This window comes from Paenisporosarcina quisquiliarum (genome assembly GCF_027563315.1).
Taxonomy (GTDB): domain Bacteria; phylum Bacillota; class Bacilli; order Bacillales_A; family Planococcaceae; genus Paenisporosarcina; species Paenisporosarcina quisquiliarum.
This window is the reverse complement of sequence record NZ_JAMKBJ010000026.1, coordinates 1-1,801: the sequence shown is the minus strand read 5'-3', so window position 1 is coordinate 1,801 and position 1,801 is coordinate 1. Positions and strand designations below refer to the sequence as shown.

The following is a 1,801-nucleotide window of genomic DNA, read 5'->3' as shown; positions in this document are numbered from 1 at the left end:
CGCTTGCGACGAGGAGCATTCCTGTTATGAAACCAAACAGGTTCTTGAAATAAAAAAAGACCTCTTGTATGATGCATGAGTATCAACGTCTAAATTGACTCACTCACATACAGGAGGACTATATGAATAATCGTAATACGAATGAAAAAATTAATCAAGTAACTGAAAAGACACTTGTCATCGGAGTAGACATCGCAAAGCACAAACACTATGCCTGTGCCATTGATGAACGAGGTCGTATTCTTCAGAAAGCATTTCCTTTTACTCAAACAATGGATGGATTTGAAAAGTTTTATAACACCATCTTGGATCTACAAAAGAAACATGAAAAAACGGAAGTGCTCGTTGGGTTTGAACCTACAGGTCACTATTGGATGAACTTAGCTTCATATCTTACCGATCATGGAATTCGTTTTATTATGGTCAATCCTATGCATGTCAACCGAACAAAAGAGCTGGATGACAATCTTCAGACGAAAAATGACCAAAAAGACGCAAAGGTAATTGCACAACTCGTGCGAGATGGGCGTTTTAGTTTTCCGCGCATCATAGAGGGAGTTGAGGCGGAATTACGAAACGGAGCGAGTTTAAGGTCTAAAGTGCAGGAAGATCTTTCTGCCCTCCAAAACCGGCTAATACGTTGGACTGATCGCTTCTTCCCTGAGTTCGGTCACGTATTTAAGCGTATTGGTAAGACTGCCTGTGCTGTACTTGAAAAAACACCTTTTCCTATGGATATTCAAGGAAAAATTCCTGAGGAATTAGTTTTTCTCTACCGACAAGTGGAAGGAGTTAAATTCCCTTCTCTGCCAAAGATTCGCCAACTGGTAGCTTTGGCTGATCAGTCAGTAGGTTTAACTGAAGGAGTAAGGATGGCACGATTCGAGATTGCCACATTACTCACTCAATATAATCTGCTTACAAGACAGTTAGAGAACCTTACGAACGAATTGATTGAACTGGCCAGCCAGATGACGGACTATGAGTTTATTATGTCTGTTCCTGGAGTCGGACCCAGTACAGCGTTAGAACTACTTTCAGAGGTTGGATCACTCACGCATTATGACCATCCACGCCAACTCATCAAACTAGCGGGATTAACTTTGCGTGAAAATTCTTCAGGTCAACAAAAAGGAGAGAAGAAAATATCCAAGCGAGGCAGAAAAAAGTTAAGATCACTATTATTTCGTGTGACGTTGCCATTGATTCAACACAATCCAGCATTTAAAGCATTATTTGATTACTACACCAGTCGGCCATTAAACCCTCTTAAAAAGAAAGAGGCGATGGTCGTCCTATGTGGAAAATTGCTTAAGATTTTACACGCATTATGTAATAAGCAGATTCATTTTAATTCGCAACACATGATGAAAGATCTTCACTGTCTCGGAGAGGCAGCCTAGTTTACATCTACGTTTAATTATGGACAAAAGGATGACACGGAGAAGCCGGCACTGAACGAGCCATGAGACCGCGAGTCCCCCGAGGAGCAACGCCAGCCTCTGCCTTATGAACAGACCGAACGAAGGAATGTATGCGCTAGACGCTAAGAGACATGGGAGGGTACGTCATCATAAGTTTCGCAGAGATCCAATGTGCATCACATACGGATGAAAAGTTAATTAATACCAATTAGCTTTAGCGAAGCGTAAGCATACCTTTCCATATCCTTTCATTATTAGAAAAGAGTTCAAAGAAAAGAGTGATGAAAATATTTTTCATCACTCCAAAGATAGTTTAAGCGTTGATATAGCAACATTCATAGAGGGAGGCTCACGGACCGCCCGCGGAAAGCGTCCGC

1 protein-coding gene is annotated in these 1,801 nt (G+C 41.5%); it reads left to right on the top strand.

Annotated features, from left to right (window positions below):
* Nucleotides 1-122: 122 nt before the first annotated feature.
* A complete protein-coding gene (locus M9R32_RS15950) occupies nt 123-1,403 on the top strand; it encodes an IS110 family RNA-guided transposase (protein ID WP_269927722.1) in 1,281 nt (426 codons plus the stop codon).
* Nucleotides 1,404-1,801: the final 398 nt, after the last annotated feature.